Raw genomic sequence first — 22,590 nt, forward strand, 5'->3', positions numbered from 1 at the left:
CTCGCGGAGGGGCAATGAGGACCGCGATGGGCGCGGTCACGGAGCGCACGACGCGCACCTTGCGAACCCACCTAGGGCCGATGGACAGTCCACCCGGGTCAGAATGCCGCTGCGGATGTTGCGATCCCGCGTAGGGGCGATGAGGACGCGCGAGCGCCTGACGGACGCGGACATGAACTTCGAGTTGCGAACCCGCGTAGGGGTGATGAAGACAGGACGATGTGCCCGCCATGGTCGCCATGCGACGGTTGCGAACCCTCGTAGGAGCGATGCGGACAACCGCTCATCATGGCGCGGCTCTGGCCGTCTGAGCGTTGCGAACCCTCCCAGGGGCGATGAGGACCCCACGGTAAAGCCACAGGTCTGTGAGGGGAAGCACGGCCTGCTCGAAGCGGAATCTTCAGCGATCCGCCGGTTGTGTCGTTGACCCTGGCGTGTCGCTGAAAAACCTTGATCAAGCTTGTATCGGCGACCCGGGTGGATGAAGAGGTTACGACGCATTGATGACGGCGGTGCATCGCAGGTTCAGCGTAGGGCCTCGCGAAGCTCGGTGACGTCCGGTCGGCCCGACGTGCGTGAGGTCAGCTGGGTGTGCGAGCGGCGTAGCTACTCCAGTAGCCGCTGCGGCGCCGTGCCCTTGGCAACCGTCGACGCCTGTCTTGCATTCACAGGCGAGCCCTTGGCCTGAAGTCGGCGGTGCTCAGCCGGACGCCGAAAATCGCGGGCATGGTTGGGGGTGGCGTCTTCCGCTGGTCGGGGTCACTTCGCCGAGACCGTGACGCGCCTGACGTACGCGTACTTGGCGTGCCGTCGGAGGTTCTTCCAGTCTGCCGGCCTTGCCGATGGCGGTGACGCGCCGGGCGCCGCTCCGCGCGATGGCGTCGCCAATATGCCTGTTACGCGAGGCTTGTGCGCTTGCAAAGATGGTTCCAGAATCCGGCGGATTCCGACAAAGGCATCCTTAACGATGATCCACATTCTGGTAAGTTGTCGTTTGAGGGAAATGAGATGTTGAAGACCCGTATGCATGGGAACTTCTGCGTCCGTTCGAAAGGCCGTGATCACCCGGGGTCAGTGCGCTATGGGCGGTCTGCTCGTCGGCGCGCTCGGGCTCGCCGTGCTGTCGGGGTGCGGTGGCGACGACGACCACCCTGCGGGGCAGCGCGGGGCGACCGAGTCGGGCGGACGGCAGGAAGCTCGGTTCACCGTGGCGGGGACCGGCGACTTCCTCCTGCACGAGGTCGTGACCAAACAGGCCGCCTCGGATGCGAAGGCCAGGGGGAAGAGCGGGTTCGACTTCAGCCCGATGCTCGCCCAGCTCAAACCCATCATCAGTGACACGGACCTGGGAGTCTGCCACGTCGAGACGCCGTTGGCCCCGCCATCGGGGCCCTTCCAGGGCTACCCGATGTTCAGCTCACCGCCGCAGATCGTGAGCGCGATCCGCGGGCTCGGCTACAAGACCTGCTCCACCGCGTCCAACCACTCCATTGATCAAGGAGAACCGGGCGTGCGCCGAACCATCGACGACCTGGACAAGGCGGACATTCGGCACACGGGCACAGCCCTCAGCGCGAAAGATGCGGAGCGGATAAACATCCTGAACGTGAAAGGGGTCAAGGTCGCCCAGCTCTCCTATACCTTCGGCACCAACGGCATCCCGAAGCCCGCCGGAAAACCCTGGATCGTGAACTCCCCTCTGAACCCCAAAAGGATCCTCGCCGACGCGGCCCGCGCCAAGCAGGCAGGCGCCGAGATCGTGATCCTCAGCCTGCACTGGGGTGAGGAGTACAAGCACGAGCCGACGGCTGAGCAGCGCAGTCTGGCGAAGACCTTGATGCGCTCGCCCAATGTTGACCTGATCCTCGGCTGCCACGCGCACGTCGTCCAGCCCTACGAGCAGATCAACGGCAAATGGGTTGTGTACGGCATGGGGAACGTGGTCGCCAACCCGACCGCCAACACCCAGGCCACGCACGAAGGGATCGTCGCGAAGGTCACCTTCACCCGCAACTCGCAGGGCCAGTGGAAGACGCAGCCCTCCTTCGTCCCCACGCTCGTCACGCCCGGCACCATCAGACTCCGCGCGCTGAGCAGTGATTCAGGAAGCCAGGCCACCGTGGCCAGCACGACCCGGGTCGTACGAAGCCTCGGATACAACATCCCACTCGCCTCAACCCAGAACTAGGGCCGACGAGAACCTGCAAGCGCTGCTCCGCCTGCCGCTGACGCCCGAGTTTCGATCCCGCTCGGGGCGATGAGGACGTCGCCCAGCCGTCCGCCAGGGACCATTCCGGAGGCGTTGCGAACCCTGCTGGGGCGATGAGGACAGGTCGATGCGAAGGGAATTCGTCGCACTGCTGAATGTTGCGAACCCTGCTGAGGGCGATGAGGACCACTACGCCCTGGCCGCCATGGCGGCCGCCGTGTTCGCGTTGCGAACCCTGTGGGGGGCGATGAGGACGTGTATGAGTTCGGCGACCCGGCCACCGCGGCGAAGGTTGCGAACCCTGCTGGGGGCGATGAGGGCCCCACGGTAAAGCCGTAGACCTGAGAAGGGAAGTGGGGCTCGCTGGATATGGGTTCTTCAGCGGTCCGCCGGTCGTGTTGGCGAGGCCGGTGTGTCGCTGAAGAGTCTGGATCCACTTCGTGGCGACAGGTCGGGGCCTAGCTTGGAGATGATCAGGGTCGCCTACCAGCCGGCGCCTATGTAGCAGAAGCTTCTGTAGTGGTCGGCGGTGTAGTAGAGGTTGCCGCCCCTGAGTCTCCGGACGAGGCGATGGCTGTCTCTCGGCGCGTTCGGCCTACTGCTCGGGTGCACGTCGTACTCGTTGTAGGTGCCGTATGACGGCAGTCGCGGTGTACTGACGTTCTTGTAGGTTTTTCCGCCCCAGATGAAGGCGACGCGCCCGCCCTCGTCCATGCGGTACTGCTTGTTGACATCTCCGTTGCGCACCCAGCCGTTGCGTTTCCACCACCTGGCGATGGCGGTGGGAGGGTTGCTGCACATCGGGAAGCCGCGTGTCCATGATTCGGAGGCCGGGGCTGATGGTGCCGGGCGGGTCGGTGCGGACGAGGCGGCGGGAGCGGCGCCGGTGATCAGGGCGGCGGCGGCGAGTGGTGTCAGCCATCGGGCGGCTCTCTGGGCCAGCATGGATTCCCTTTCTTGCGTTGAGAAGCGAGGAGAGGTTTCGTGGCAGCGCATTATCGTGCGGTGTGGTCAGTCGTGAGCCTCGATGATGCGCCGCTATGTGTACATATTTGTTGGCGTGGGCGGCCGATCGCGTGGATCTTTGTTGCGCGAGTCAAAGTTAGCAGGTGCCATTTATTGATCACAAGCTTGCGACTCAATGGGGACTTGCTGTCCATTCATTGCAAATGGATGAGATTTGGCACTTGGTTGTTGTCTGGTTGGAACAGTCCGAAGGGTGGGGCGGCATGCCGGGGTGGGACCGGAAGGGTCTGGGGATCTGCCTTCCTTATGGGCGCTGAGCGCGGAGGACCGGTTGGCCCGTTGCATCGGTGATTTCGGACCGGTCGCGCGACGGCGGTGATTCGAGGGCGTCCAGCATGTCAGCGTGGTCGTCAAAGGGTCGCAACCGTCTCGGGTGGGCCAGAGTTTCAGATGGTGGCGAAGGTCGGGAATTTTTGGCCCTTGGCGACATGGGTGGGCGGTGAGACGCTCACCGCCCACCCGGCCCCAGCGGAGGGTGCCTTCCTGAAAGGAGACCGTTTTGCTGTCTCGACGCTCCCCGGCGCGCCGCCGTGTCATGGCGGCCGCGCTCACCGTGGCGGTCGCCGGTGTCTCGCCCGCCCCGGCCTCCGGTGCGACCGTTCGGCATCGCTTGTCCGGCCTGGAAATGGTGCAAGAGAGCGGGAAGGTCTCGCCCTACGAGGCCAGGACCGCCCACTGCCCCGAAGGCAAGCAACCCGTGGGAGGAGGCTTCGATCTGCCCGAGGGCCATAGTGTGGCCGCCTCGTTCCCTGTCGCCGACTCCGGGTGGCTGGTCAAGGCCCGCTCCGACAACGGCGACACCGCCCCGTTCGAGATGACCTGGTACGCCATGTGCGCGACCCCGTCGCCCGGCTACAGGATCATCAAGAACTCGGGGGTCGTTCCCAACAGGCATGGCGTCGGAATGGAGTGCTGGAACGACGCACCCCCGTACCCCCATTACGAACACATGGTGAATGTCGGAGGCGAGGCCAAGGGGCCGACTGCGGCGCTGACCGGTGCCAATATGTCGTACCAGCCGTCCCGCACCTACATTCGCGGCTTCGCCGGGGGCGCGCGAACCGACTCCGACACCGTGGAGGTCGACCTCTATGTGATCTGCATCGAGAACTCCGACGGCAGCGCCGACTGGTACAAGGAAGAACGGGGTTCCTACCTCAACGGCGACGGGCCCACCTGGGCCTGCCCGCGCGGCACGAGCAGCGTCGGTGTCGGCTTCTTCAGCTGGGAAGCCTTCCTGAGGTCCAGCAGGCCGCACGCCACCGGCAAGAGCGACTGGAAGCTCACGGGGGTCAACCCCAGCGGACCCGGTTACGAGATATCCGGGAACCTTATTTGCGAACGCTATTGACGCGGCTAGCGGGAGAGGGTCCAGGCTGTGGTTTTCAGGGTGCCTGTGGTGCCCAGGTCCAGGGTTCCTGACGGCTGGATGGTTTGGGGTTGGCGGCCTGGGGCGGGAACTATTTGGAGGTAGATGCCTTTGATCGGTGGGTCGACTGAGTCGGCGACCGTGTTTCGCCAGACGACCACCGCTTCGGCTGCCTTGCCCGGGGTGAGTGTCAGGGGGTGCGGGCCTGCGTCTTTTACCTCTGTGGGGCCTTGAACGATTCTGATCGGGGCCGGCTTGCGGGAGGCGTCCAGGACGGTGAGGCCCGGGTAGCCGTTCAAGGTGTAGGGCTTCGTGCCGCAGTTGGCCAGTTTGATCCGCATCGCGCGCAGGCCCAGGGCGGCGTCCGGGATGTCCGAGGTGATCGAGATGCCGTCCGGGGGGCAGGGCGGCGGCGAGGGGGACAGCGCGGACTTGGGCAGCATCGACGGCGGCGGGACGGCGGCGGTGGTGTCGGTGGACGGCGCGGATCCGCATGCGCCGCACAGCACCACCGCCGCGGCGATGATCGGCCAGGCTCGGGGACGGCGGGTCACCCGCTCAGCATGTCAGGTCAGGAGCAGAAGGCCGTCTCGGCGGCCTTCTTGATCTTCGCCTGGAAGGCCGGGTTGCCCTCCTCGCCTTCGGTCTCGTTGTAGGTGATGACGGCCTGGCGGCGGCCGTCCGCGCTGGTGTAGGCCCAGGTGCGGTAGCCGGGGAAGCCGCCGTCGTGGCCCCAGCCGTAGCCGCAGGAGAACCTCGTCCGGGCGACGCCCAGGCCGTAGTCCTCGACGATCCACTCGTCCATCACGGGGCGGGTGGTCGTCAGCTCGCGCATCTGGCGCGCGGGCAGGATCCGGCCGGTGAACAGGGCCCGGTGGAAGCGGGCCAGGTCGTCGACGGTGGAGATGAGGCCGCCGGAGCCGCGTCCGCTGGACGGGCTGACCTCCGTGCTCACGTCGCCGTACTTGCCCCAGTAGCCGTGGATGTAGGGGCCGGGGAACGCGCGGCTCGACGTCGGGAACGAGGTGTGCCGCAGCTTGAGGGGGTTGAAGATCCGGCGCTTCAGCTCGGTGCCGAGCGTCCGGCCGGTCGCCTTCTCGACGACCATGTCGGCGAGGATGTAGTTGGTGTTGGAGTAGTTCCAGTCTTCGCCGGGCTCGTACTTCGGCGGCTGCTCCATGGCCATCGCGATGAGTTCGGGCTTGGTCCAGGTGCGCTTGGGGTCCTGCAGGAGACGCGGGTCGCGGGTGTAGTCGTTCAGGCCGGTCTTCTGCGCGAGCAGCTGGCGGAGGGTGATCTTCGAGCCGTCGTTGCCGTTGCCCTGGACGACGCCGGGCAGCCACTTCTCGACCGTGTCGTCGAGGGAGAGGCGGTGCTCGGCGGCGAGTTGGAGGACGACCGTCGAGGTGAACGACTTGGTGAGGCTCGCCGCGCGGAACATCAGCCGGTGGTCCATGGGGGCGCCGGTCGCCTTGTCGGACACGCCCGAGGTGACGTAGGAGACGTGTCCGCCCCGGCGCATCATGATGTTCACGCCGGGGACGCCGGAGGCGACGAGGTCGTCCGCCGCGGCCTGGACCTTGGGCTTGGGGGCGGCGTTCGCGGCGGGGACGACGGCGGTGACGGCGAGTGCGGCGCCGAGGGCGGCGGTGAACAGGGCCGGGATGCGCGACATGGTGACTCCTCGTCGGTTCGTGCTGACGTGATCAACACTGCCGAAGCAGAGTCGGCGCGACACTGGGCCCAGGGCCCGAGCGGGGGTGTAGCTGTCTACACCATGGCTGTCCCCTGTGGGAGGGACCCTTCTGGCCTGTGATTTTGGCTCGGCCGGGGGACGCCTCCGGCGTGGCCTTCTCCGTAGCGTTCCGGGGCATGAAGGCATCCAGACTGACCGTGATCGTTGCCGCTGTCGTCATGACCGGTGCATGCGGCGGCGCCCCCGGGGTCGCCGCGCAGCGGGTGGCCGATACGGAATCGCCCCACAGCCCTGCGATCGACGCGTTCTTGGACGCGACGCTCCCGAAGGGGCCCGGGGGTACGGTCGTCGCCGCGCGGGACGGGCGGCTCGTCCACTGCGCGGGCTTCGGGCTCGCCGATCGCGAGAAGGCGGTCCCGGCGGGCTGCGACACCGCCTACGACATCATGTCGATCACCAAGCAGTTCACCGCCGCCGCGATCGTGAAGCTGGAGATGGCGGGACGGCTGCGGGTGACCGATCCGATCAGTACCTTCCTCGGCCCGGTGCCCCCTGACAAGCGGGGGATCACCGTCCATCATCTGCTGACGCACACCTCGGGGCTGGACGACGAGCAGGGCGGAGACGACTACGAGAAGGTTTCGCGTGGGCGCATGCTGAGCGTCGCGCTGAAATCCCGGCTCCAGTCCACTCCAGGTGCCGAGTTCCATTACTCCAACCTGGGTTACAGCGTTCTCGCGGCGATCGTCGAGAAGGTCTCCGGTGCCGGTTACGAACGGTTTCTCGCACGGGAGTTGTTCGCGCCGTCCGGGATGCGGCAGACGGGCTATGTGCTGCCGCGCTGGCGGCCGGGGCAGATCGCGGTCGAGTACGACGAGCAGGGCGAACCGCGGGGGCGGCCGAACGAGCACCCCTGGGCGCCGGACGGTCCGTACTGGTTCCTGCGCGGCAACGGCGGCATCATCTCAACGCCGCGTGACATGTTCCGCTGGCATCGCGCGCTGGAAGGCGACTCGATTCTGTCCGCGGATGCCAAGGCGAAGATGTTCAAGCCCTATGCCTACGTCGGGGCGCTGAACGGCGGCAAGTACTACTACGGATACGGCTGGGGAATCACCGATACCAGCGCGGGGACGGCCATTGAGCACACCGGCGGGAATGACTGGTCCTTCGGGGACTTCGCCCGCTTCCCCCGGCGGAAGACGATGGTCTTCTGGATCACCAACCACGTCCAGCGGGAAGGGAAGTGGAACCTGGAGGATCTGGACGCGGAGCTGACGCTCGGCGTGGAGAGGCGCGCGTCGGGTTGAGGCCGGGGCGCGCGGCGCGGTGGGCGGGCACCGCGCCGCGCGGCCGGTCAGCGGGCGGTGGTGAGCCACTCCTCGAACGTCGGGCCCGCGAGGACGGTGTCCGGGCCGGCGAGCAGCACGCCGGTCTTCACCAGCTCGAAGTCGGGGTCGCCCGGCCGCTCGACGCCCTCGACGCGCGGCGGGTCGCCGCGCCGCGCCGCGAGCCGGGCGGCCATGTCGACCAGGTCCTCCTCGCGCGGTCCCGCGATGTTCGAGATCGGCGGGGCGTCCTCGGCGCCGGGCGCCGTGGCCAGGTCGGCGAGCGCCTCGGCCACCGTCCGCGCGGCGACCGGCTGGACGCGGGTGGACGGGACGTGGCTCACGTCCCCCTGCCGTCCCCATTCGAGGTTCTGCGCGGCGAACTCGTGGAACTGCGCCGCCCTCAGGATGCGCACGGGGATCGGCCCCGCCAGCGCGACCCGCTCCTGCTCGGCCTTGGCCGCCATGTAGCCGCCCGAGAACCGGTCGACGGCGAGGATGGACAGCACGACCATCCGGCGCACGCCCGCCCGCCGCCCCGCCTCCATCAGGTTCCGGACGGCGGTCGTGAAGAACTCCGTCGCCGCCGCCTGGTCGATCGTCCCCGCGTTGCTGACCTCGATGACGCACTCCACGCCGCTCAGGGCGGCGTCGAGGCCGTCCCCGGTGATCACGTCCACCCCGGCGGACCGGGACACCGCGACGACGTCGTGGCCGCCGGTCTCCAGGATCTCGACGACATGACGGCCGACCATCCCGGTCGCTCCCACCACTGCGATCTTCATATCTCTTCCTTCCGTCACCAGAGCGACGACGCACCCCCGGTCCCTGTGACCGCGCGACCGGAGTACAAGGCCCGGACGCGGGCGGCCACTAGTGGCCGTCCCCAGATAAAGCCGCGAGATACGAGGTAGGGGGACCGCCTGCCCGGCGGGCGGGCGGGCGAATGGTCCTTTCGTCCGTGGCGCGCCGTGGCGGGTTGGAGGATGTCGGGTGGTCGGCCGAGGGGCCGGTCCCGGCGTCGGGTTGAGGAGTATCGGTGGGATTTCGGACGGGTTCGGCGGTGGTCGTCGCGTGCGCGCTGGCCCTGACCGGCTGTGACCTGGGGGGAGCGAAGGATTCGGAGGGGAAGGGCAAGCCCGCGGTGACCGAGGCCCCCGCCACCGACGGCGGCGAGCTGGCCAACCGGATCTCGGCGGCGTTCAAGAAGGCGCGTGCCGTGCACGCGTCCGGCACCTGGAAGGACAGCGGCGGGGGCGTCTCCCGGATCGACATCCGGATGCAGGGGGCGGACAGGCAGGTCGACGCGAAGGTCTTCGAGCTCGGCCGGATCGAGTTCGTCCAGGTGGGCGAGAAGGCGTATCTCAAGAGCCCGGCGGTGTGGAAGCTGCTTGAGAACGAGTCGAAGACGAAGGGTCTCGCGGCGCGGGTCGGCGACCGCTGGGGGGCGCTCAACGCCTCCGGAGGGCAGTTCGTCGACAAGCTGGTCGGGCTGGACGCGCTGCTGGTCCTGGCGTTCGGCGGCATGAACCCGCCCGGGACGGTGACCACGCTCGGCGGCCGGCCCGCCCGCGCCATCGGCTTCAAGGACTCGCCCGGCAAGACGATGTACATGGCGGCGTCGGGGGACGCGCGGCCGTTCGCGTTGGTCGACGGCAAGGAGCGGCTCGGCTTCGAGTACGACGTCCCGGTGCGGATCGAGGAACCCCGCGACGTGGTCTTCCTCCCGCACATGACCGGCGCCGCGTCCCGTCCGGGGGCGGAGCGTGGTCGGGGCGGTGTACGGGCGGTGTGATGTGCGGAAACGTTCGCGCATCCTGAACGGCGGGCGGGGACCGGCCGTACAGCCTGGGTGACGGGTGACTTTCCGGAGCGGAGGGGGGCCGTCGCCGTGGGTGTCGAGGACGCGTCGCGACCCGCCGGACGAACCGGACGGCGGGGAGGTGCGGTGGGCGGGGTGCTCGGTGAGGTCACGCTGCCGGGGACGCGGCGCTCGGTCGGGGTCGCGCGGGGTTTCGTCCGGGAGCTCGCGGCCGGTTTCGAGGATCTGGACGACCTGGTGACCGTGGTGAGCGAGATGGTCGCGAACGCGGTCACGCACACGGCGTCGGGACGGCGGGACGGCCACGTGCGGGTGGTGCTCGCGGAGGCCGCGGGACGGTACCGGCTTGAGGTCGCCGACGACGGCGCGGACGGCGCGCTCCCCCGGGTGAGGGAGGAGGCCGGCGCCGAGACGGGGCGCGGGCTGCGGATCGTCGCGGTCCTGGCGGAGCGGTGGGGGTTCCGGAGGGACGGCACCCGCACCGTCGTCTGGGCGGAGTTCCCCGTCCGCAGCGGGGAGGCCCCGGCCCCGGCCGGGGAGGGCCGGGGCCGGGGGCCGGTCAGCGGCCCCGGTTGAGCTGCCGGGTGGGCATCTGCCGGGCGTTGCGCCGGCCGCCGGCGAGACCGGCGGCGCGGAAATCGTGGTTCTTCTGCTTCCCCTTCTTCCTGAATTTGGCGAAGGGGTCGGATTCCGGGTTGTTCATGGCGCGCATGAGTAAACCACCTCCGGGCATACGTGAATTCGGCCATGAAAAGGCCGCGAAAAGGCAAAGAAAAGACGCGAGGACGCCCTGAACGCGAGGTCAGGGTGTGTCTGCGGTACTGAGAGGTGGGAGCGGCCCTGAGGGCGGCTCAACCGAGGTGGGGGATCAGAGCTCCATGCGTCAGAGCATGGAACAGCCGCCCGGCGATGTCAAGTCCGATTTCCGTGAACCCGGAACGGCGGGAGTGGAGAAACGTTCGAGGACACGGCGGAAAGCATCGGGAGGGCCCATGGACATTCTGGCGGCGCTGCGCGCCCTCGGGCGCGGGTTGGAACACGAGCCGCCGCCCGCGCTCGTCCTGCAGCGCGGCAGGCTCGCCAAGGCGATCGCGGCGCGGCGGTGAGGCTCCTGGCCTGGGCGGCCGTGGGGATGGCCGTGGTGGTCGTCACCGCGAGCCTGTCGGCGTACGGGTACTACTGGAAGCTCCAGAGCGCGGTCGAGCACGAGGACGTCGACAAGCTGATCGGCGGGAACCGGCCGAAGAAGCTCAACGCCGCCCGCGACATCCTCGTCCTCGGGTCGGACACGCGCGAGGGCGCGAACGCCCGGTACGGGCGGGGCCTGCGGCACAAGCCGCCCGCGTCCGACACGATGCTGCTGCTGCACCTGTCGCCGGGCGGCGGGCAGGCGCTCGCGGTCAGCTTCCCGCGCGACCTGATGGTGCCGATCCCGGCGTGCACGCGCAAGGACGGGACGAAGGCGCCCGCCAGCACCGTCGCCATGCTGAACGAGGCGATCGCGCGGGCCGGGCCGAGCTGCACGGTCAACACGATCGAGCAGGTCACCAAGATCCATATCGACCATTTCGTGCAGGTCGACTTCACGGGGTTCAAGAACATCGCGACGGCGGTCGGCGGGGTGCCGGTGTGCGTGACCGGCGACGTCCACGACAAGGACTCGGGGCTGAACCTGACGAAGGGGCGGCACCGGCTGAAGGGTGAGGACGCGCTCGCCTACGTCCGCAGCCGCAAGGGGTTCGGCGACCACAGCGACATCCAGCGGATCAAGCGGCAGCAGCACTTCTTCGGCGCGCTGGCGAAGGAGGCGATGAGCGGCGGCGTCCTCACCGATCCGGGCCGGATGAACGCCCTGCTCCAGGCCACCGCGAAGTCGCTCACGACCGACCGCGCGCTGACCGTCGGCGAGATGCTGAAGATCGCGCAGGGGATGCGGGACCTGAGCGCCGGGAAGCTGCGGTTCGTCACCGTGCCGTCCGGCGAGTACGCGCCGGACAAGAACCGGGTGGCGCTCGCGCATCCCGCGTCCGACGCGTTCTTCACCGCGATCCGCAAGGACCAGGCGCTGCCCCCGCCCACCAGGGCGCCGCGCGTGCCGCCAGGGAAGGTGCGGGTGCTCAACGCCTCCGGCGTCGAGGGGCGGGCCGCGCAGGTGGCGGCCCAGCTCAAGGACGGCGGCTGGCAGGTCACCGGGGTCGGCAACCTCGCGCGGCCGGCGCGGGTGACGGTCATCCGCTACGCGCCGGACGTCCGGGCGCGGGCGGCGGCGCTGGCCAGGCTCGTCCCGGGTGCGCGGACCGTGCGCGTGCCGGCCCCGGGCACGCTCGACCTGGTGATCGGCGCGAACTTCACGAGCGTCCGGACCTCCGGCGGCGGTGTGCCCGTCCAGCAGGGCGAGAGCCGGGCGAGTGAGGCGGTGTGCGAGACCGTCACCAGGTGATGGCGCGATCCGTGGGGTAGGGGTCGTTGACGCCATGCGCGGCGAGCGGCGAGCCTGGAGGCCATGCAGCGCGTCGCGTTCGTGATCTACGAGGGGTTCCAGGCGCTCGACCTGACCGGGCCGCACGAGGTGTTCCAGACTACCGGGCGGTACGAATGCCGGGTGGTGGCGGCCGAGGCGGGCCTCGTCCGCACCAACAGCGGTCTCGCCGTCGAGGCCGCGTACGGCATCGCGGACCTGCGTCCCGACCTCGTGGACACCTTGATGATCATCGGCGGGGTCGGGGTGGACGGCGCCCGGGAGGACGCGGCGCTGCTCGCCTGGATCGGCGCGGCCGCGCGGTCCGCGCGGCGCGTCGCGTCGGTGTGCAGCGGCGTCCTGCTGCTGGCCGCCGCCGGGCTGCTGGACGGGCGCCGCGTCACCACGCACTGGAGCCGCGAGACGCAGCTCAGGCGCGAGTTCCCCGGCCTGGACGTCGACTGCGACCCGATCTTCGTCCGGGACGGGCGGTTCTGGACCTCCGCCGGGGTCACGGCCGGGATGGACCTCGCGCTCGCCCTGGTCGAGGACGACCACGGACGCGAGGTCGCGCACGCCGTGGCCCGCGAGCTGGTGCTGTTCCTGCGGCGTCCGGGCAGCCAGTCGCAGTTCAGCGTGCCGCTGTGGTCGGCGCAGCCCGCCTCCGACCCGGTCCGGACGGCGGTGACCTCGATTCAGGCCGACCCCGGCGCCCGGCACGCCATCGCCGACCTCGCCGAGCGCTGCGGGCTGAGCGCGCGGCACCTGCAACGCCGCTTCACCGCCGAACTCGGCGTCCCGCCCGCCGCCTACGTCGAGCGGGTGCGGGTCGAGGCGGCGCGGCGGGCGCTGGCCGAGGGCGACGAACCGGTCGAGGCGCTGGCGCGCCGCCTCGGCTTCGGGACGGGCGAGACGCTGCGCCGCGCCTTCCACCGGCGGGTCGGCGTCGCCCCGTCGGACTACAGGGACCGATTCCGGGGAGCGAGGGAGTTCTCATGACCACGTACGGACTGCTGATCTTCGACAAGGCCGAGGAGCTGGACTTCGTCGGCCCGTGGGAGGTGTTCACGGCGTCGGCGATGGTGCGCGACGAGGGCGACCGGGCCGTGCTCATCGCCGAGACGACCGGCCCGGTCCGGTGCGCCAAGGGCATGCGCGTGCTGGCCGACCACACCCTGGACGACCACCCCGACCTGGACGTGCTGCTCGTCCCCGGCGGCTACGGCGCCCGCGAGGTCCAGCCGCACAACGAGACCGTGACCGGCTGGATCGGCCGGACGGCCGCGGACGTCGACTGGGTGACCAGCGTGTGCACCGGCTCGTTCCTGCTCCACGCGGCGGGCGTCGCCAAGGGGCGGCGCGTCGCGACGCACTGGGGCTCGGAGGACCTGCTGGAGGCGTCCGGCGGCGTGACCGTCGTCCGCGACGCCCGCTACGTCGTGGACGGGAACCTGGTCACGAGCCAGGGCGTGTCGGCGGGCATCGACATGGCGCTGTGGCTGGTCGGGCGCATCCACGGCCGCGACCACGCGCGGGCCGTCCGGCGCTACATCCAGTACGAGCCCGCCCCGCCCTACCTCGCCGACGAGCCCGTCGCCTGAGCGGCCCAGCGGTCGAAGACGCCCGCGTCAGGGGTCGAAGACGTTCGCGGCGCCCATCGCGACCCGGCCGCGCACGTCGTCCGGCGTCATGATCTGGCCGGATCCGCCGAGCACCAGCAGCGGCCAGTGCGCGGCGACCGCGTCGACCAGCTCGGCGGTGAGCAGCTGCGACTCGGTCCCGTCGAAGATCTCCAGGGCGACCGGGGTGTAGGGCGGCTCGCCGAGGAGGGCGCGGTGCGCGAGGAGCGCGGACGGCTCGACCGGCGCGGCGCCCGGCGACTGGAGGCGCATCCACACCCAGGCGCCGCCGCGCTCCAGCACCGCGTCGGTGTCGTCGCCGGGGCCGGACCGCGCCCCGGCGGACCGGACGAGCCGGGCGAACCGGTCCGGGGAGACCGTTCCGGGCAGCAGCAGCGTCGCCCGGCGGACCCGGCCGCGCCGGTGCCCGGCGGGCGGGGCGTGCAAGCGGCCCTCGGGCTGGAAGAAGTCGGTGCGGCGCCGCGCGAGGCGGCGGTGGAACTCGGCGACGGTGATCACCGCCTCCCCGAAGTCGCACACCGCGAGCGGCCAGCGGTCGGCGGCGGCCAGCACGATCTCGGCGGCGAGCCACTCGCTGTCGCGGCCCGCGTGCACCTCCATCATGATCCGCGTGCGCGGCGGCGCGCCGAGCGCCCGCGCGCACTCCTCGCGCAGCGCGGCGGCGCGGATCGGCTCGTCCGGCGGGAACGGGTAGACCAGCACGGACCCGTTCCCGCGTTGCAGGACGGCGACGTCGGGCTCGGTCACCGAGGGCTGGTGGACCCCGCCGAGCGAGACGACCAGGTCGCGGATCTCTCCGGACGGGATCGGCGCGCTGGAGACGAGGTTGACGTCGTGCGACACCGCGCCCGGCCTAGCCGGCCGCGGCGGCGACGGCGGTGGTGAGCGCCGTGGTGAGCGCGGCGCCCGCCGATCCGTCCGGGTCGCGTTCGGGGTCGTAGATGGCGACGTGCAGCCCGACCGCGCGGGGGCTCGCCAGCAGCGCCGTGAGCACGGAGGTCAGCTCCGCGAACGACAGCCCGTCCGGGTTCGGCGAGTCGACGGCGGGCATGACGGACCGGTCGAGGATGTCGGCGTCGAGGTGGATCCAGAAGCCGTCGATCGGCGCGGCCTCCAGGTACGCGCGGGCCTCCCGCCCCGCCGCGTCCGCGCTGTGCTCGCGGATGTACTCGATCGGGAACCGGCGGATCCGCGACGTCTCGAACGCCTCCAGGTCGGAGTCCTCGAAGTCCTCCGGCTCGCGCTGGACGCCGATGTGCGCGACGTGCTCCTCGACGACGTAGGGGCGCAGCCCGCCCTGGTCGGTGAGCGCGTCCGGGCCGTGGCCGGTGACCAGGCCGAGCGCGAGCCCCCCGGCGGTGAGCCGGCCGGCGTGCGCGGCGGGGTCGAGGCGGGGCGAGTAGTCGTCGTGCCCGTCCAGGTGGGCGAGGCCGTAGGTGCCGCGCGTCCGCAGCGCCAGCATCGGGCCGAGCAGGATCGAGCAGTCGCCGCCGAGCACGAGCGGGAACCGGCCCTCGTCCAGCAGCGCGCCGATCCGCTCCGCGAGCAGCGGCGAGTACGCGGCGAGGCCGGGGCCGTTCAGGTAGCCGGTGGCGGTGTCGGGGCCGAAGATGTACGGCGGCGGCTCGACGCGTCCGGCGTCGTCCGCGCCGACGCGGTCGGCGATCCCGTGGCCGCGGAGCGCGTCCGCGAGACCGCGCACGCCCGGCTCGTGGCCGTCGCGCGGCGGTCGTAGCCCGAGGTTGGAGGGAGCGTCCAGCACCGAGATCACGCTAGGCAGCCTAACGTTGGGGAGATACCGGACGTGGAGGAATTGATGACCGTTTTGGGCCGCCTCACCGAACGGATCCTCGGTCTACCCGCGGCATCGACGTCCGCAACGTCATCCGCGGGCGCGGGCGCGGTCGGCGTGGCGCGCGACCTGAGGGTGCCGATGGCCGACGGCGTCGACCTGCTCGCCGACCTGCACCGTCCGCGTGGCGCGGGCCCGCTGCCCGCCGTCCTCGTGCGCACCCCCTACGGCCGGAGGCAGGCGCTGGTGCGGGTGCTCGTCGGCGTGCTCGCCCGGCGCGGCTTCCAGGTCGTCGTGCAGGACGTGCGCGGGACGGGCGGCTCCGGCGGCGACTTCCGCGCCTTCCACGACGAGCGCGCCGACGGCCTCGCCACCCTCGCCTGGCTGCGCGCCCAGCCCTGGTGCGACGGACGGGTCGCGACGGCCGGGGCCAGCTACCTCGGCTTCGCGCAGTGGGCGCTCGCGCCGTACGCCGACCCGCCGCTGGCCGCGATGGGCCTCGGCGTCACCGCCTCGGAGATGGTCGGCTCGTTCTATCCGGGCGGCGCGCTCTCCCTGCACAACACGCTCGTGTGGTCGTCGCTGATGGGCACGCGCGACGGGCGGCCGCTGACGCACGCGCGGCGGGTCAGGCGCGCGATGCGGCACCTCCCGGTCGGCGAGGCCGACACCGCCGCGGTCGGACGGCCCGAGCCGTTCTTCCGCGAGGTCACCGCGAACGCCGAGCGCCGCGAGTTCTGGGACGCGACCGACCACAGCGCGGCCGTCGCCGCGACGACCGCCCCCGCCAGCATGGTCACGGGCTGGTGGGACCTGTTCCTGCGCGGCCAGCTCCGCGACTTCGAGGCGCTGCAGGACGCCGGACGGCAGCCCCGGATCACGATCGGGCCCTGGGGGCACGACCTGAAGGCCCTGCGCGCCGTCCTGCTCGACCAGGTCTCCTGGCTGGACGCGCACCTGCACGGCGACGCCGCCGCGCCGCGCCGCGCGCCCGTCCGGCTGCACCTCCAGGGCGCGGGACGCTGGCTGGACGTCGAGCGCTGGCCGCCGCCGGGGACCGAGCCGACCCCGCTGCACCTGTCGCACGTCCTGACCTGGGACGGCGACGCGTCCGGCGCCGAGCCCCTCGCGTTCACCTACGACGCCCTCGACCCCACGCCCAGCGTCGGCGGCCCGCTCCTCGCGCCCGGACGCGGCGGGCAGCGCGACAACACCCGCCTGGAGCGGCGCGGCGACGTGGCCGTGCTCACCGGCGCCGTCCTCGACCGCGACCTCGACCTGATCGGGCCGGTGTCGGCGGTGATCCACGTCCGCACGAGCACCGGGCACGGGGACCTGTTCGTCCGGCTCAGCGACGTCGACCCGCGCGGCGTCTCCCGCAACGTGACCGACGGCGTGCTGCGGATCGGCGCGCCGGGCATCGTGCGCGCCGAGGTCGAGATGCGCCCGACCGCGTACCGGTTCCGGCGCGGGCACCGGCTCCGCGTGCTGCTCGCGGGCGGCGCGTTCCCCCGCTTCGCGCGCAACCACGGCAGGGGAGAGCCGGCGGGGCGGGCCGTCGCGTCCAGGCGCGTCCGGTTCGAGGTGCACCGGGACGCCGACCACCCGTCGTCGCTGCTACTGCCCGTCTGGCGCGGCTGACGCCTCGGCCTCCGCCGCTTCGGCCGCCTCGGCCGCCTCGGCCGCCTCGGCGCGGAGGCGCTCGTACTCCTTCAGCACCTTCTTGCGCGAGCGCGTGGACAGCCGGTCGATGTAGACCTTGCCCTCCAGGTGGTCGGTCTCGTGCTGGAGGCAGCGGGCCAGCAGCCCCGTCCCCTCCACCGTGACCGGGTCGCCCTTCAGGTCGAAGCCGTGCACGGTCGCGCGGTCGGGGCGGGCCAGCTTCGCATACGGGCCGGGCACCGACAGGCAGCCCTCGTCGCTGTCGTCCAGGTGCCGCTCGTCCAGCGGGGGAAGCTCCAGGACGGGGTTGACCACGACGCCCCTGTGCGCCACTTCCTCCTTGTCGGGGCAGTCGTAGACGAAGATCCGCAGATCGACCCCGATCTGGTTCCCGGCCAGCCCCACGCCCTTCGCCGCGTACATGCTCGCGAACATGTCGTCGGCCAGCTCCGCCAGCGCCGCGTCGAACTCCTCCACCGGGCGGCACGCCTGGTGGAGGACCGGAGTCCCGACCAACGTGATCGCCCGCACCCGCCCCGCCATGACCGCTCTCCTCCAGCCCGGCGCACACTCGGCGACCGCGACACCAGAGATTTTTCCACCTTCGGCGACACCGCCGGTATCCGTGGCCCCGCCCGCCGGCCAGGAGGAGGCGCGGGGCGCGGTTCGGGCCCACCCCCCTACGGCCCGACACGCCCCGCACGTCCGTACCAGAACGGTACGGCGGGCCGCTTACACAGCGCTTACATGTGCCGGACGGTATGAGCCGGAAGTCGCGCGCCGCCGAGCCCGGCGGCGGGCCGGACGCACACCGTGTTCCGTTCGTCGCACACCGTGAACCGCTCACCGACGCGGGCCCGGGAACGCTCGATCCGGTCGTGGCGGGCTCGCTACGTTCGTCTCGTCCGCCGGATGAACGGCGCGGCCGCTCCCTGAGGGAGCGGGCCGCTTCGGGGGGAGCGGCAGGCCACGGCAGAGGGCCCGCGGCCGACCCGGCGGAACGGGGGGTAGAGGGGTCACTTCTTGGGGGGAGTGGCCCCTCCGTCTTTCCGGGGCATGAATGCTGGAGAACCTCGATTCCCTCTCCCCTTGACGGAATCGGTCAATGAAGGGCATTCCCCCCAATGAACCAGAATTCCGTAAACGCGCTCACGGCGCTCACCGCGGCGGCCGTCCTCGCCGCGTGTTCCGGCAGCACTCCCACTGCTCCCGCCGCTCCGGCCCCGAAGGCCACGGCCGCGCCGAACGACCGTCCGGCCCCCACGGCGCAGGTCCCGCGCTCGTTCGAGCGCGGCCCGGCGCCGTCGGAGAAGAGCGTGACCGCCGAACGCGGCCCGTTCGCCTTCGAGAAGATCGAGGTGCCCGCGGGCAGCGGGCCCGGCTTCAACAAGGGCACGATCTACGCGCCGACCGACACGGGCCGCGGCACGTTCGGCGCCATCGTCATGTCGCCCGGCTTCGCGTCCCCGCACACCTGGATCGACTGGTACGGGCCGCGCCTGGCCTCCCAGGGCTTCGTCGTCATGATGCTGGAGACCAACACGCTGTTCGACGTCCCGCTGCTGCGCGGGCGGCAGATCGTCGCGGCGCTCGACTACCTCACCGCCAGGAGCGTGGTGCGGGGCCGCGTCGACCCGTCCCGCACCGCCGTGATGGGGCACTCCATGGGCGGCGGCGGCACGCTGGAGGCGGCGCGGCAGCGGCCCGGACTGAAGGCCGCCGTCCCGCTCGCGCCGTGGAACCCCGACTACGACTGGGGCGGGGTCGTCGTGCCCACAATGATCATTGGCGCGCAGCGCGATGTGATCGCGCCGACGGCGTTAATGTCCGAGGCGTACTACAACCGGCTCACCGCGGCCCCCGAAAAGGCGTACCTGGTGCTCAGGGGCGCCGGTCATCTGACGTTCATGTCGCCGAACGCCACCATCGCCAAATACGTCATCTCGTGGATGAAGCGGTTCGTCGACAACGACTCCCGCTATGACCGCTTCCTGTGCCCGCCGCCGAAACCGCGGGGCCCGCTCACGGTCTACCGGGGGACCTGCCCGACCGGTTGACTTTCCTTCCGGGCTTGGGCTGGTATCGGCGGACTGCCGGAATCCGTTGTCGATCTCTGAAAACTTGACGCGGCGAACATCGACTTGACCCGCGCGCTGCGCAATGGTCGTCCCCATGGATTCACGAATCGGAGCCGTGGCGCGCGGCCCGGCGGGCTGGCTGCTCACCTTTCTCGGCGCCCGCGAGCGGGGGCTGCGCACGCATCGCGGCCTCGCCGCCGGCCCGGCGGAATGGCTGCTGGCCTTCCTTGAGGTCGAGCGCGCCGAACTCGACGTCCGGCGGCCCCCCGCGAAGGGACGGCAGCGCCCCGCCATGCTCGCGCCGCGCGGCCGGGCCGAGGAGTCCCCCTTCGCACGGCGTCCCGCCCGCAGCGCCTAGAACGGAAATCATGATCATCGAGATGTTGCTCGCCGCCCTGATCGGCGGCGCGATCGGGGTCGCCGAGCTCCTCGCGCGCTACCGCGACAAGCCCGTCGCGGCGCTGGCGTCGCCGGGCGGCCTGCTGTTCGTCTTCATCAACACCGGCGCGTCGGTGCTCGCGCTGATCGCGGTGACCGCGGCGGGCTGGCGGTTCGGCCTGCCGCCGACGATGCCGCAGGCGAGCCTCGTGGTCGTCCGCGTGCTGGCCGCGGGGATCGGCTCGGCGGCGCTGCTGCGCATGGCGTTCACCCCCGCCCAGAGCGGCGCGGTCGGCGCCGGGCCGGTCGCCCTGCTCAACGGCGTGCTCCGGCTCGCCGACGGCGAGTTGGAGCGCAAGCGCGCGCTCAGCAGGCTCTCGCGCAACGACCTGTCGGGCCTGTCGTTCGAGCGCGACCACGCGGCGCTCGCCGAGCTGTGCTGCCACCTCATGCGCGAGTTCGACCTCGCCGAGGCGGAGCGGCTCGGCGGCCTGGCCGCCGACCTCGGCCACCGCGACGACCTCACCGACGCCGACAAGCTGGACTGCTGGGGCCTGGAGCTGACCCGGCTGGTCGGCGAGCGCGCCCTGCTTCAGGCCGCCCGCCGCCTGCGGGACCGCCCACGCGCGGAACCGCGCGAGGAACCGCGTGAGGAGCCGCGCGAGGAACCGCGCCCCGCCGCGCCCGCCGCCGAGCGGCTCCCGGCCCCGGCCGAGAAGCCCGCCGAGCCCGTTCCGGGGCCGCGGCGGCCCCTCGGGTCCGCACCCGGGTCCGTATCCGGGCCCAAGACGTCCCGCCTCGCCGGCGGGCGGAGCGAGCGCAGGAGTTTCAGCGACGCCTGAGCACACGTGGAATACCGGTGCGCCGCCTCGGCGCACCGGTCATTTCATCGCCTCACGATTTCGGACGGGTGATCAAAGGGGGAGCGCTCTCGTCCCTTTCCTCAAGGGCCGCCGCGATGCGGTGCAGCGCCTCGGCCATCGACACCAGCGCCTGGACCTGGGCGGCCGCCATGAGATTGACCGGGGACGGATCGGCCGCCTGCGCCTCCGCTGCCGCCTCGCACGCCTGCTGGCTCCACCAATGCACGCGGCGATCCTAGGGGAACCGGCCAATCCATTACCCGCCGCCGCGCGGAAAACACCCCGAGAAAGGCTGGACGTCGTGAATCCACGGCTGCAGGACGGGCATCCTCCCTGGGCGCTGAAACCGCCGGGCGGGCTCACCACGGGAGAACTCGCCGAGGCCCTGGAGTACCTTGAGAAACACCATCCCGATGACGAGGTCCTCGGCCGCGCGCTCGCCGGCGAGTTCGCCCGCCGCACCGCCGCCGAGAACCGTCCGGCGAGACGTCCCGCCAAGCACGCCCGTCCCGCGTACGAGAAATAGGGGGCACGATGACCGAGGTGCGGCTGCGCCGCGTGTACGGGCGCCCCGAGCCGGACGACGGCGCCCGCGTGCTGGTCGACCGCGTCTGGCCGCGCGGGCTGAGCAAGGAGGACGCGCGCCTCGACCACTGGGAGAAGGACGTCGCGCCGTCGACCGACCTGCGCAAGTGGTACGGCCACGACCCCGAGCGGTTCGCGGAGTTCCGCCGCCGCTACGAGGCCGAGCTGGACGACCCGTCCCGCGCCGCCGCCCTCGACCGGCTCCGCGCCCTCGCGGACGGGGGGACGCTGACGCTCCTCACCGCCACGAAGGACGCGGAGCGCAGCCAGGCCGCCGTCCTCGCCGCCCTCCTGAACGGCGTTCGCTAGCCACGCCCGTGTTCATCGCCTGGCGTCCCGTGCCGTGGCCGCGCCTCGGCGGGTGCGGCATCGCTTCGCGATCTTCCCCGTGGTGCTCGCTTCCGGCTGCGCCCCACCGATCAGCCAACGCGCCCGCGTGACGGCCGAGGTCGTTGCGGAGGGTGCCCTGGCGCCTTTCGAGGGCGCCGCAATCAATGGCACCCGGCGGCCATTTCCGCTGGAGCCGAATTCACCTCTCGGGAGCGGCGACCGTCAGGCGGGAAATCGGGCGACCCAGCGGCGTTGCCAGGGGGTCTCGACGGCGCGGCGGTGATGGTGTTCGCGCGTCCAGGCGACGGCCTCCTGCGGGGGCAGGCCCGACAGCACGGCCAGGCACGCGATGACCGTGCCGGTGCGGCCGACGCCGCCCCCGCAGGCGACCTCGACCGCGTCCCCGGAGCGGGCGCGTCCGTGCAGGTCGCGGACGCGGCGGACGGCCAGCTCCGAATCGCGCGGCAGCAGGAAGTCGGGCCATTCGATCCACTCGTGCGGCCAGTTCAGCGCGTCCTCGTGGCGGCGGCGCAGGCGGCCCGAGCCGAGGTAGAGGCCGAAGTCCGGCGGCGGGCCGTCCGGCGCCGGATCGCGCAGGCCGCGGCCGCGCACCCAGGAGCCGTCGGGGAGCCGGAGCGCGCCGGTCAGCGCGCTCATCGGGCCGCGCTCATCGGACCGCGCCCATCGGGTCGCTCCCGGCCTGGCGGCGGGCCCGGTGGTTGGCGACGTTCAGCCGGTTCCCGCACAGGTCGGGCATGCAGTAGCGGCGGCGCCCGGCGCGGCTGGTGTCGGCGAACACGCCCCGGCAGTCCGGCGCGGCGCAGGCGCGGAACCGGTCGTGGCCGAGGGTCCTGACGGTGCCGAGCAGCCCGATCCCGATCAGCGCGGCCAACTCGTCGGCGAGGGGCGCGCCCGGCACCGTCGGGACGAACCACTGCCACGCGCCGCCGACCCGGCGCAGCACCGGGCCCCGGCCCGCGCGTCCGGCCAGGACGGTCCCGCCCGCGACGGCCTGCTCCTCGGTCTCGGTCTCCAGGACGCCGCGCACCTCGCGGCGCAGCAGGTGCACCTGGAAGACGTCGGCCTCGTCCGCGCGGGCGCCGGCGGCGTCGAGCCGGACGTCGCGTTCAGCCAGGAAGCGGGTCAGCTCGTCCGGGCCGGGGATCGCGTCCCCGGCGGCGCCCCGGACGGTGGGCGACGTGCTGACCAGGTCGGTTCCGACCGCCGCCCCCACCGCGTAGTCGACGATGGAGATCTCCACGCTCCTCCTTCCAATGTAACCGATGTGGCGAGACTATAGCACTTACCGACGATTTCGCGAAAACTGCTCGTTTTCCGGGTGATGGGGGCGAAT

At 71.5% G+C, this 22,590-nt stretch carries 25 protein-coding genes; 14 read left to right on the forward strand and 11 right to left on the reverse strand.

All coding sequences use genetic code 11. The features are described from left to right. The first annotated feature begins 1,081 nt into the window (after positions 1-1,081). Positions 1,082-2,188 carry a CapA family protein gene (locus GNZ18_RS17035; protein WP_173390790.1) on the forward strand — a complete coding sequence of 369 codons (1,107 nt, stop codon included), beginning with the start codon at positions 1,082-1,084 and terminating at the stop codon, positions 2,186-2,188. Between the two features lie 504 nt (positions 2,189-2,692). Here the strand turns inward: GNZ18_RS17035 and GNZ18_RS17040 are convergent. Beyond that, positions 2,693-3,154 (reverse strand): ribonuclease domain-containing protein, encoded by a 462-nt coding sequence (locus GNZ18_RS17040; RefSeq protein ID WP_173390791.1) that lies wholly within the window; start codon positions 3,152-3,154, stop codon positions 2,693-2,695. 580 nt (positions 3,155-3,734) lie between these two features. On the opposite strand from GNZ18_RS17040, the gene GNZ18_RS17045 reads away from it, so the two are divergent. After that, a complete protein-coding gene (locus GNZ18_RS17045; RefSeq protein ID WP_156217413.1) occupies positions 3,735-4,586 on the forward strand; it encodes a hypothetical protein in 852 nt (283 codons plus the stop codon). 5 nt (positions 4,587-4,591) lie between these two features. Here the strand turns inward: GNZ18_RS17045 and GNZ18_RS17050 are convergent, their stop codons facing one another. Together GNZ18_RS17050 and GNZ18_RS17055 are read right to left on the reverse strand one after the other, a co-directional pair. Then, a complete protein-coding gene (locus GNZ18_RS17050; protein WP_156217414.1) occupies positions 4,592-5,158 on the reverse strand; it encodes a DUF4232 domain-containing protein in 567 nt (188 codons plus the stop codon). Positions 5,159-5,175: 17 nt separating this feature from the next. Continuing rightward, positions 5,176-6,279: a serine hydrolase domain-containing protein gene (locus GNZ18_RS17055; RefSeq protein ID WP_173390792.1), complete on the reverse strand. Its 1,104-nt coding sequence runs from the start codon at positions 6,277-6,279 to the stop codon at positions 5,176-5,178. A 170-nt stretch (positions 6,280-6,449) separates the two neighbouring features. On the opposite strand from GNZ18_RS17055, the gene GNZ18_RS17060 reads away from it, so the two are divergent. After that, positions 6,450-7,610 (forward strand): serine hydrolase domain-containing protein, encoded by a 1,161-nt coding sequence (locus GNZ18_RS17060; protein ID WP_216651324.1) that lies wholly within the window; start codon positions 6,450-6,452, stop codon positions 7,608-7,610. Between the two features lie 47 nt (positions 7,611-7,657). Here the strand turns inward: GNZ18_RS17060 and GNZ18_RS17065 are convergent, their stop codons facing one another. Further along, positions 7,658-8,413 carry an SDR family oxidoreductase gene (locus tag GNZ18_RS17065; RefSeq protein WP_156217416.1) on the reverse strand — a complete coding sequence of 252 codons (756 nt, stop codon included), beginning with the start codon at positions 8,411-8,413 and terminating at the stop codon, positions 7,658-7,660. Between the two features lie 254 nt (positions 8,414-8,667). On the opposite strand from GNZ18_RS17065, the gene GNZ18_RS17070 reads away from it, so the two are divergent. Together GNZ18_RS17070 and GNZ18_RS17075 are read left to right on the forward strand one after the other, a co-directional pair. Next, entirely contained in the window at positions 8,668-9,423 is a 756-nt protein-coding gene (locus GNZ18_RS17070) for a hypothetical protein (RefSeq protein ID WP_156217417.1), read from the forward strand. A gap of 153 nt (positions 9,424-9,576) precedes the next feature. After that, positions 9,577-10,026: an ATP-binding protein gene (locus GNZ18_RS17075; protein WP_156217418.1), complete on the forward strand. Its 450-nt coding sequence runs from the start codon at positions 9,577-9,579 to the stop codon at positions 10,024-10,026. On the opposite strand, the gene GNZ18_RS17080 is transcribed toward GNZ18_RS17075, so the two are convergent. Continuing rightward, positions 10,010-10,162, reverse strand: a complete 153-nt coding sequence (locus GNZ18_RS17080) for a hypothetical protein (protein ID WP_156217419.1) — start codon at positions 10,160-10,162, stop codon at positions 10,010-10,012. The genes GNZ18_RS17075 and GNZ18_RS17080 overlap by 17 nt on opposite strands. Before the next feature lie 390 nt (positions 10,163-10,552). Here GNZ18_RS17080 and GNZ18_RS17085 point away from each other — a divergent pair, with 390 nt between their 5' ends. The 3 genes from GNZ18_RS17085 to GNZ18_RS17095 all read left to right on the forward strand — a co-directional run bounded on the left by GNZ18_RS17085 (position 10,553) and on the right by GNZ18_RS17095 (position 13,509). Beyond that, positions 10,553-11,890 carry an LCP family protein gene (locus GNZ18_RS17085; RefSeq protein ID WP_156217420.1) on the forward strand — a complete coding sequence of 446 codons (1,338 nt, stop codon included), beginning with the start codon at positions 10,553-10,555 and terminating at the stop codon, positions 11,888-11,890. A 63-nt stretch (positions 11,891-11,953) separates the two neighbouring features. Then, the gene (locus GNZ18_RS17090; protein WP_156217421.1) at positions 11,954-12,907 is read left to right on the forward strand and encodes a GlxA family transcriptional regulator; all 954 of its coding nucleotides are present in this window, start codon (positions 11,954-11,956) and stop codon (positions 12,905-12,907) included. Beyond that, positions 12,904-13,509 carry a DJ-1/PfpI family protein gene (locus GNZ18_RS17095; protein WP_156217422.1) on the forward strand — a complete coding sequence of 202 codons (606 nt, stop codon included), beginning with the start codon at positions 12,904-12,906 and terminating at the stop codon, positions 13,507-13,509. The genes GNZ18_RS17090 and GNZ18_RS17095 overlap by 4 nt, the downstream gene beginning before the upstream one ends. Before the next feature lie 27 nt (positions 13,510-13,536). On the opposite strand, the gene GNZ18_RS17100 is transcribed toward GNZ18_RS17095, so the two are convergent. Together GNZ18_RS17100 and GNZ18_RS17105 are read right to left on the reverse strand one after the other, a co-directional pair. Next, on the reverse strand, positions 13,537-14,391 hold the full coding sequence (locus GNZ18_RS17100) for a hypothetical protein (protein WP_156217423.1): 855 nt from the start codon (positions 14,389-14,391) through the stop codon (positions 13,537-13,539). A gap of 10 nt (positions 14,392-14,401) precedes the next feature. Further along, positions 14,402-15,319, reverse strand: coding sequence for an arginase family protein (locus tag GNZ18_RS17105; protein WP_312874576.1), 918 nt, complete (start codon positions 15,317-15,319; stop codon positions 14,402-14,404). A gap of 45 nt (positions 15,320-15,364) precedes the next feature. On the opposite strand from GNZ18_RS17105, the gene GNZ18_RS17110 reads away from it, so the two are divergent. Further along, positions 15,365-16,981 carry a CocE/NonD family hydrolase gene (locus tag GNZ18_RS17110; protein WP_156217425.1) on the forward strand — a complete coding sequence of 539 codons (1,617 nt, stop codon included), beginning with the start codon at positions 15,365-15,367 and terminating at the stop codon, positions 16,979-16,981. On the opposite strand, the gene def is transcribed toward GNZ18_RS17110, so the two are convergent. Then, the gene (gene def / locus GNZ18_RS17115) at positions 16,958-17,545 is read right to left on the reverse strand and encodes a peptide deformylase (RefSeq protein WP_156217426.1); all 588 of its coding nucleotides are present in this window, start codon (positions 17,543-17,545) and stop codon (positions 16,958-16,960) included. The two genes, GNZ18_RS17110 and def, sit on opposite strands and share 24 nt — an antisense overlap. Before the next feature lie 581 nt (positions 17,546-18,126). On the opposite strand from def, the gene GNZ18_RS17120 reads away from it, so the two are divergent. The 3 genes from GNZ18_RS17120 to GNZ18_RS17130 all read left to right on the forward strand — a co-directional run bounded on the left by GNZ18_RS17120 (position 18,127) and on the right by GNZ18_RS17130 (position 20,300). Next, positions 18,127-19,059 (forward strand): dienelactone hydrolase family protein, encoded by a 933-nt coding sequence (locus GNZ18_RS17120; RefSeq protein WP_156217427.1) that lies wholly within the window; start codon positions 18,127-18,129, stop codon positions 19,057-19,059. A 115-nt stretch (positions 19,060-19,174) separates the two neighbouring features. Continuing rightward, on the forward strand, positions 19,175-19,438 hold the full coding sequence (locus GNZ18_RS17125; protein ID WP_156217428.1) for a hypothetical protein: 264 nt from the start codon (positions 19,175-19,177) through the stop codon (positions 19,436-19,438). A 10-nt stretch (positions 19,439-19,448) separates the two neighbouring features. Continuing rightward, complete coding sequence (locus GNZ18_RS17130) at positions 19,449-20,300, forward strand: hypothetical protein (protein ID WP_156217429.1); 852 nt, start codon at positions 19,449-19,451, stop codon at positions 20,298-20,300. A gap of 52 nt (positions 20,301-20,352) precedes the next feature. Here GNZ18_RS17130 and GNZ18_RS17135 read toward each other — a convergent pair whose 3' ends face one another. Beyond that, positions 20,353-20,547 carry a hypothetical protein gene (locus GNZ18_RS17135; protein WP_156217430.1) on the reverse strand — a complete coding sequence of 65 codons (195 nt, stop codon included), beginning with the start codon at positions 20,545-20,547 and terminating at the stop codon, positions 20,353-20,355. A gap of 75 nt (positions 20,548-20,622) precedes the next feature. On the opposite strand from GNZ18_RS17135, the gene GNZ18_RS17140 reads away from it, so the two are divergent. Together GNZ18_RS17140 and GNZ18_RS17145 are read left to right on the forward strand one after the other, a co-directional pair. Next, complete coding sequence (locus GNZ18_RS17140) at positions 20,623-20,847, forward strand: hypothetical protein (RefSeq protein ID WP_156217431.1); 225 nt, start codon at positions 20,623-20,625, stop codon at positions 20,845-20,847. An 8-nt stretch (positions 20,848-20,855) separates the two neighbouring features. After that, positions 20,856-21,215 carry a DUF488 domain-containing protein gene (locus GNZ18_RS17145; protein WP_156217432.1) on the forward strand — a complete coding sequence of 120 codons (360 nt, stop codon included), beginning with the start codon at positions 20,856-20,858 and terminating at the stop codon, positions 21,213-21,215. Between the two features lie 243 nt (positions 21,216-21,458). On the opposite strand, the gene GNZ18_RS17150 is transcribed toward GNZ18_RS17145, so the two are convergent. After that, the gene (locus GNZ18_RS17150) at positions 21,459-21,893 is read right to left on the reverse strand and encodes a protein-tyrosine phosphatase family protein (protein ID WP_156217433.1); all 435 of its coding nucleotides are present in this window, start codon (positions 21,891-21,893) and stop codon (positions 21,459-21,461) included. A 10-nt stretch (positions 21,894-21,903) separates the two neighbouring features. Continuing rightward, a complete protein-coding gene (locus GNZ18_RS17155; RefSeq protein ID WP_312874577.1) occupies positions 21,904-22,497 on the reverse strand; it encodes a CGNR zinc finger domain-containing protein in 594 nt (197 codons plus the stop codon). Positions 22,498-22,590 lie beyond the last annotated feature (93 nt).

Source organism: Actinomadura litoris, from assembly GCF_009733595.1.
Classification (GTDB): Bacteria; Actinomycetota; Actinomycetes; order Streptosporangiales; family Streptosporangiaceae; genus Spirillospora; species Spirillospora litoris.

Coding starts and splice junctions, on each gene's coding strand:
- GNZ18_RS17145 (WP_156217432.1), top strand. CDS start 20,856: ATGACCGAGGTGCGGCTGCGCCGCGTGTACGGGCGCCCCGAGCCGGAC.
- GNZ18_RS17035 (WP_173390790.1), top strand. CDS start 1,082: ATGGGCGGTCTGCTCGTCGGCGCGCTCGGGCTCGCCGTGCTGTCGGGG.
- GNZ18_RS17120 (WP_156217427.1), top strand. CDS start 18,127: ATGAACCAGAATTCCGTAAACGCGCTCACGGCGCTCACCGCGGCGGCC.
- GNZ18_RS17080 (WP_156217419.1), bottom strand. CDS start 10,162: ATGCGCGCCATGAACAACCCGGAATCCGACCCCTTCGCCAAATTCAGG.
- GNZ18_RS17110 (WP_156217425.1), top strand. CDS start 15,365: ATGACCGTTTTGGGCCGCCTCACCGAACGGATCCTCGGTCTACCCGCG.
- GNZ18_RS17090 (WP_156217421.1), top strand. CDS start 11,954: ATGCAGCGCGTCGCGTTCGTGATCTACGAGGGGTTCCAGGCGCTCGAC.
- GNZ18_RS17095 (WP_156217422.1), top strand. CDS start 12,904: ATGACCACGTACGGACTGCTGATCTTCGACAAGGCCGAGGAGCTGGAC.
- GNZ18_RS17055 (WP_173390792.1), bottom strand. CDS start 6,279: ATGTCGCGCATCCCGGCCCTGTTCACCGCCGCCCTCGGCGCCGCACTC.
- GNZ18_RS17130 (WP_156217429.1), top strand. CDS start 19,449: ATGATCATCGAGATGTTGCTCGCCGCCCTGATCGGCGGCGCGATCGGG.
- def (WP_156217426.1), bottom strand. CDS start 17,545: ATGGCGGGGCGGGTGCGGGCGATCACGTTGGTCGGGACTCCGGTCCTC.
- GNZ18_RS17125 (WP_156217428.1), top strand. CDS start 19,175: ATGGATTCACGAATCGGAGCCGTGGCGCGCGGCCCGGCGGGCTGGCTG.
- GNZ18_RS17065 (WP_156217416.1), bottom strand. CDS start 8,413: ATGAAGATCGCAGTGGTGGGAGCGACCGGGATGGTCGGCCGTCATGTC.
- GNZ18_RS17040 (WP_173390791.1), bottom strand. CDS start 3,154: ATGCTGGCCCAGAGAGCCGCCCGATGGCTGACACCACTCGCCGCCGCC.
- GNZ18_RS17150 (WP_156217433.1), bottom strand. CDS start 21,893: ATGAGCGCGCTGACCGGCGCGCTCCGGCTCCCCGACGGCTCCTGGGTG.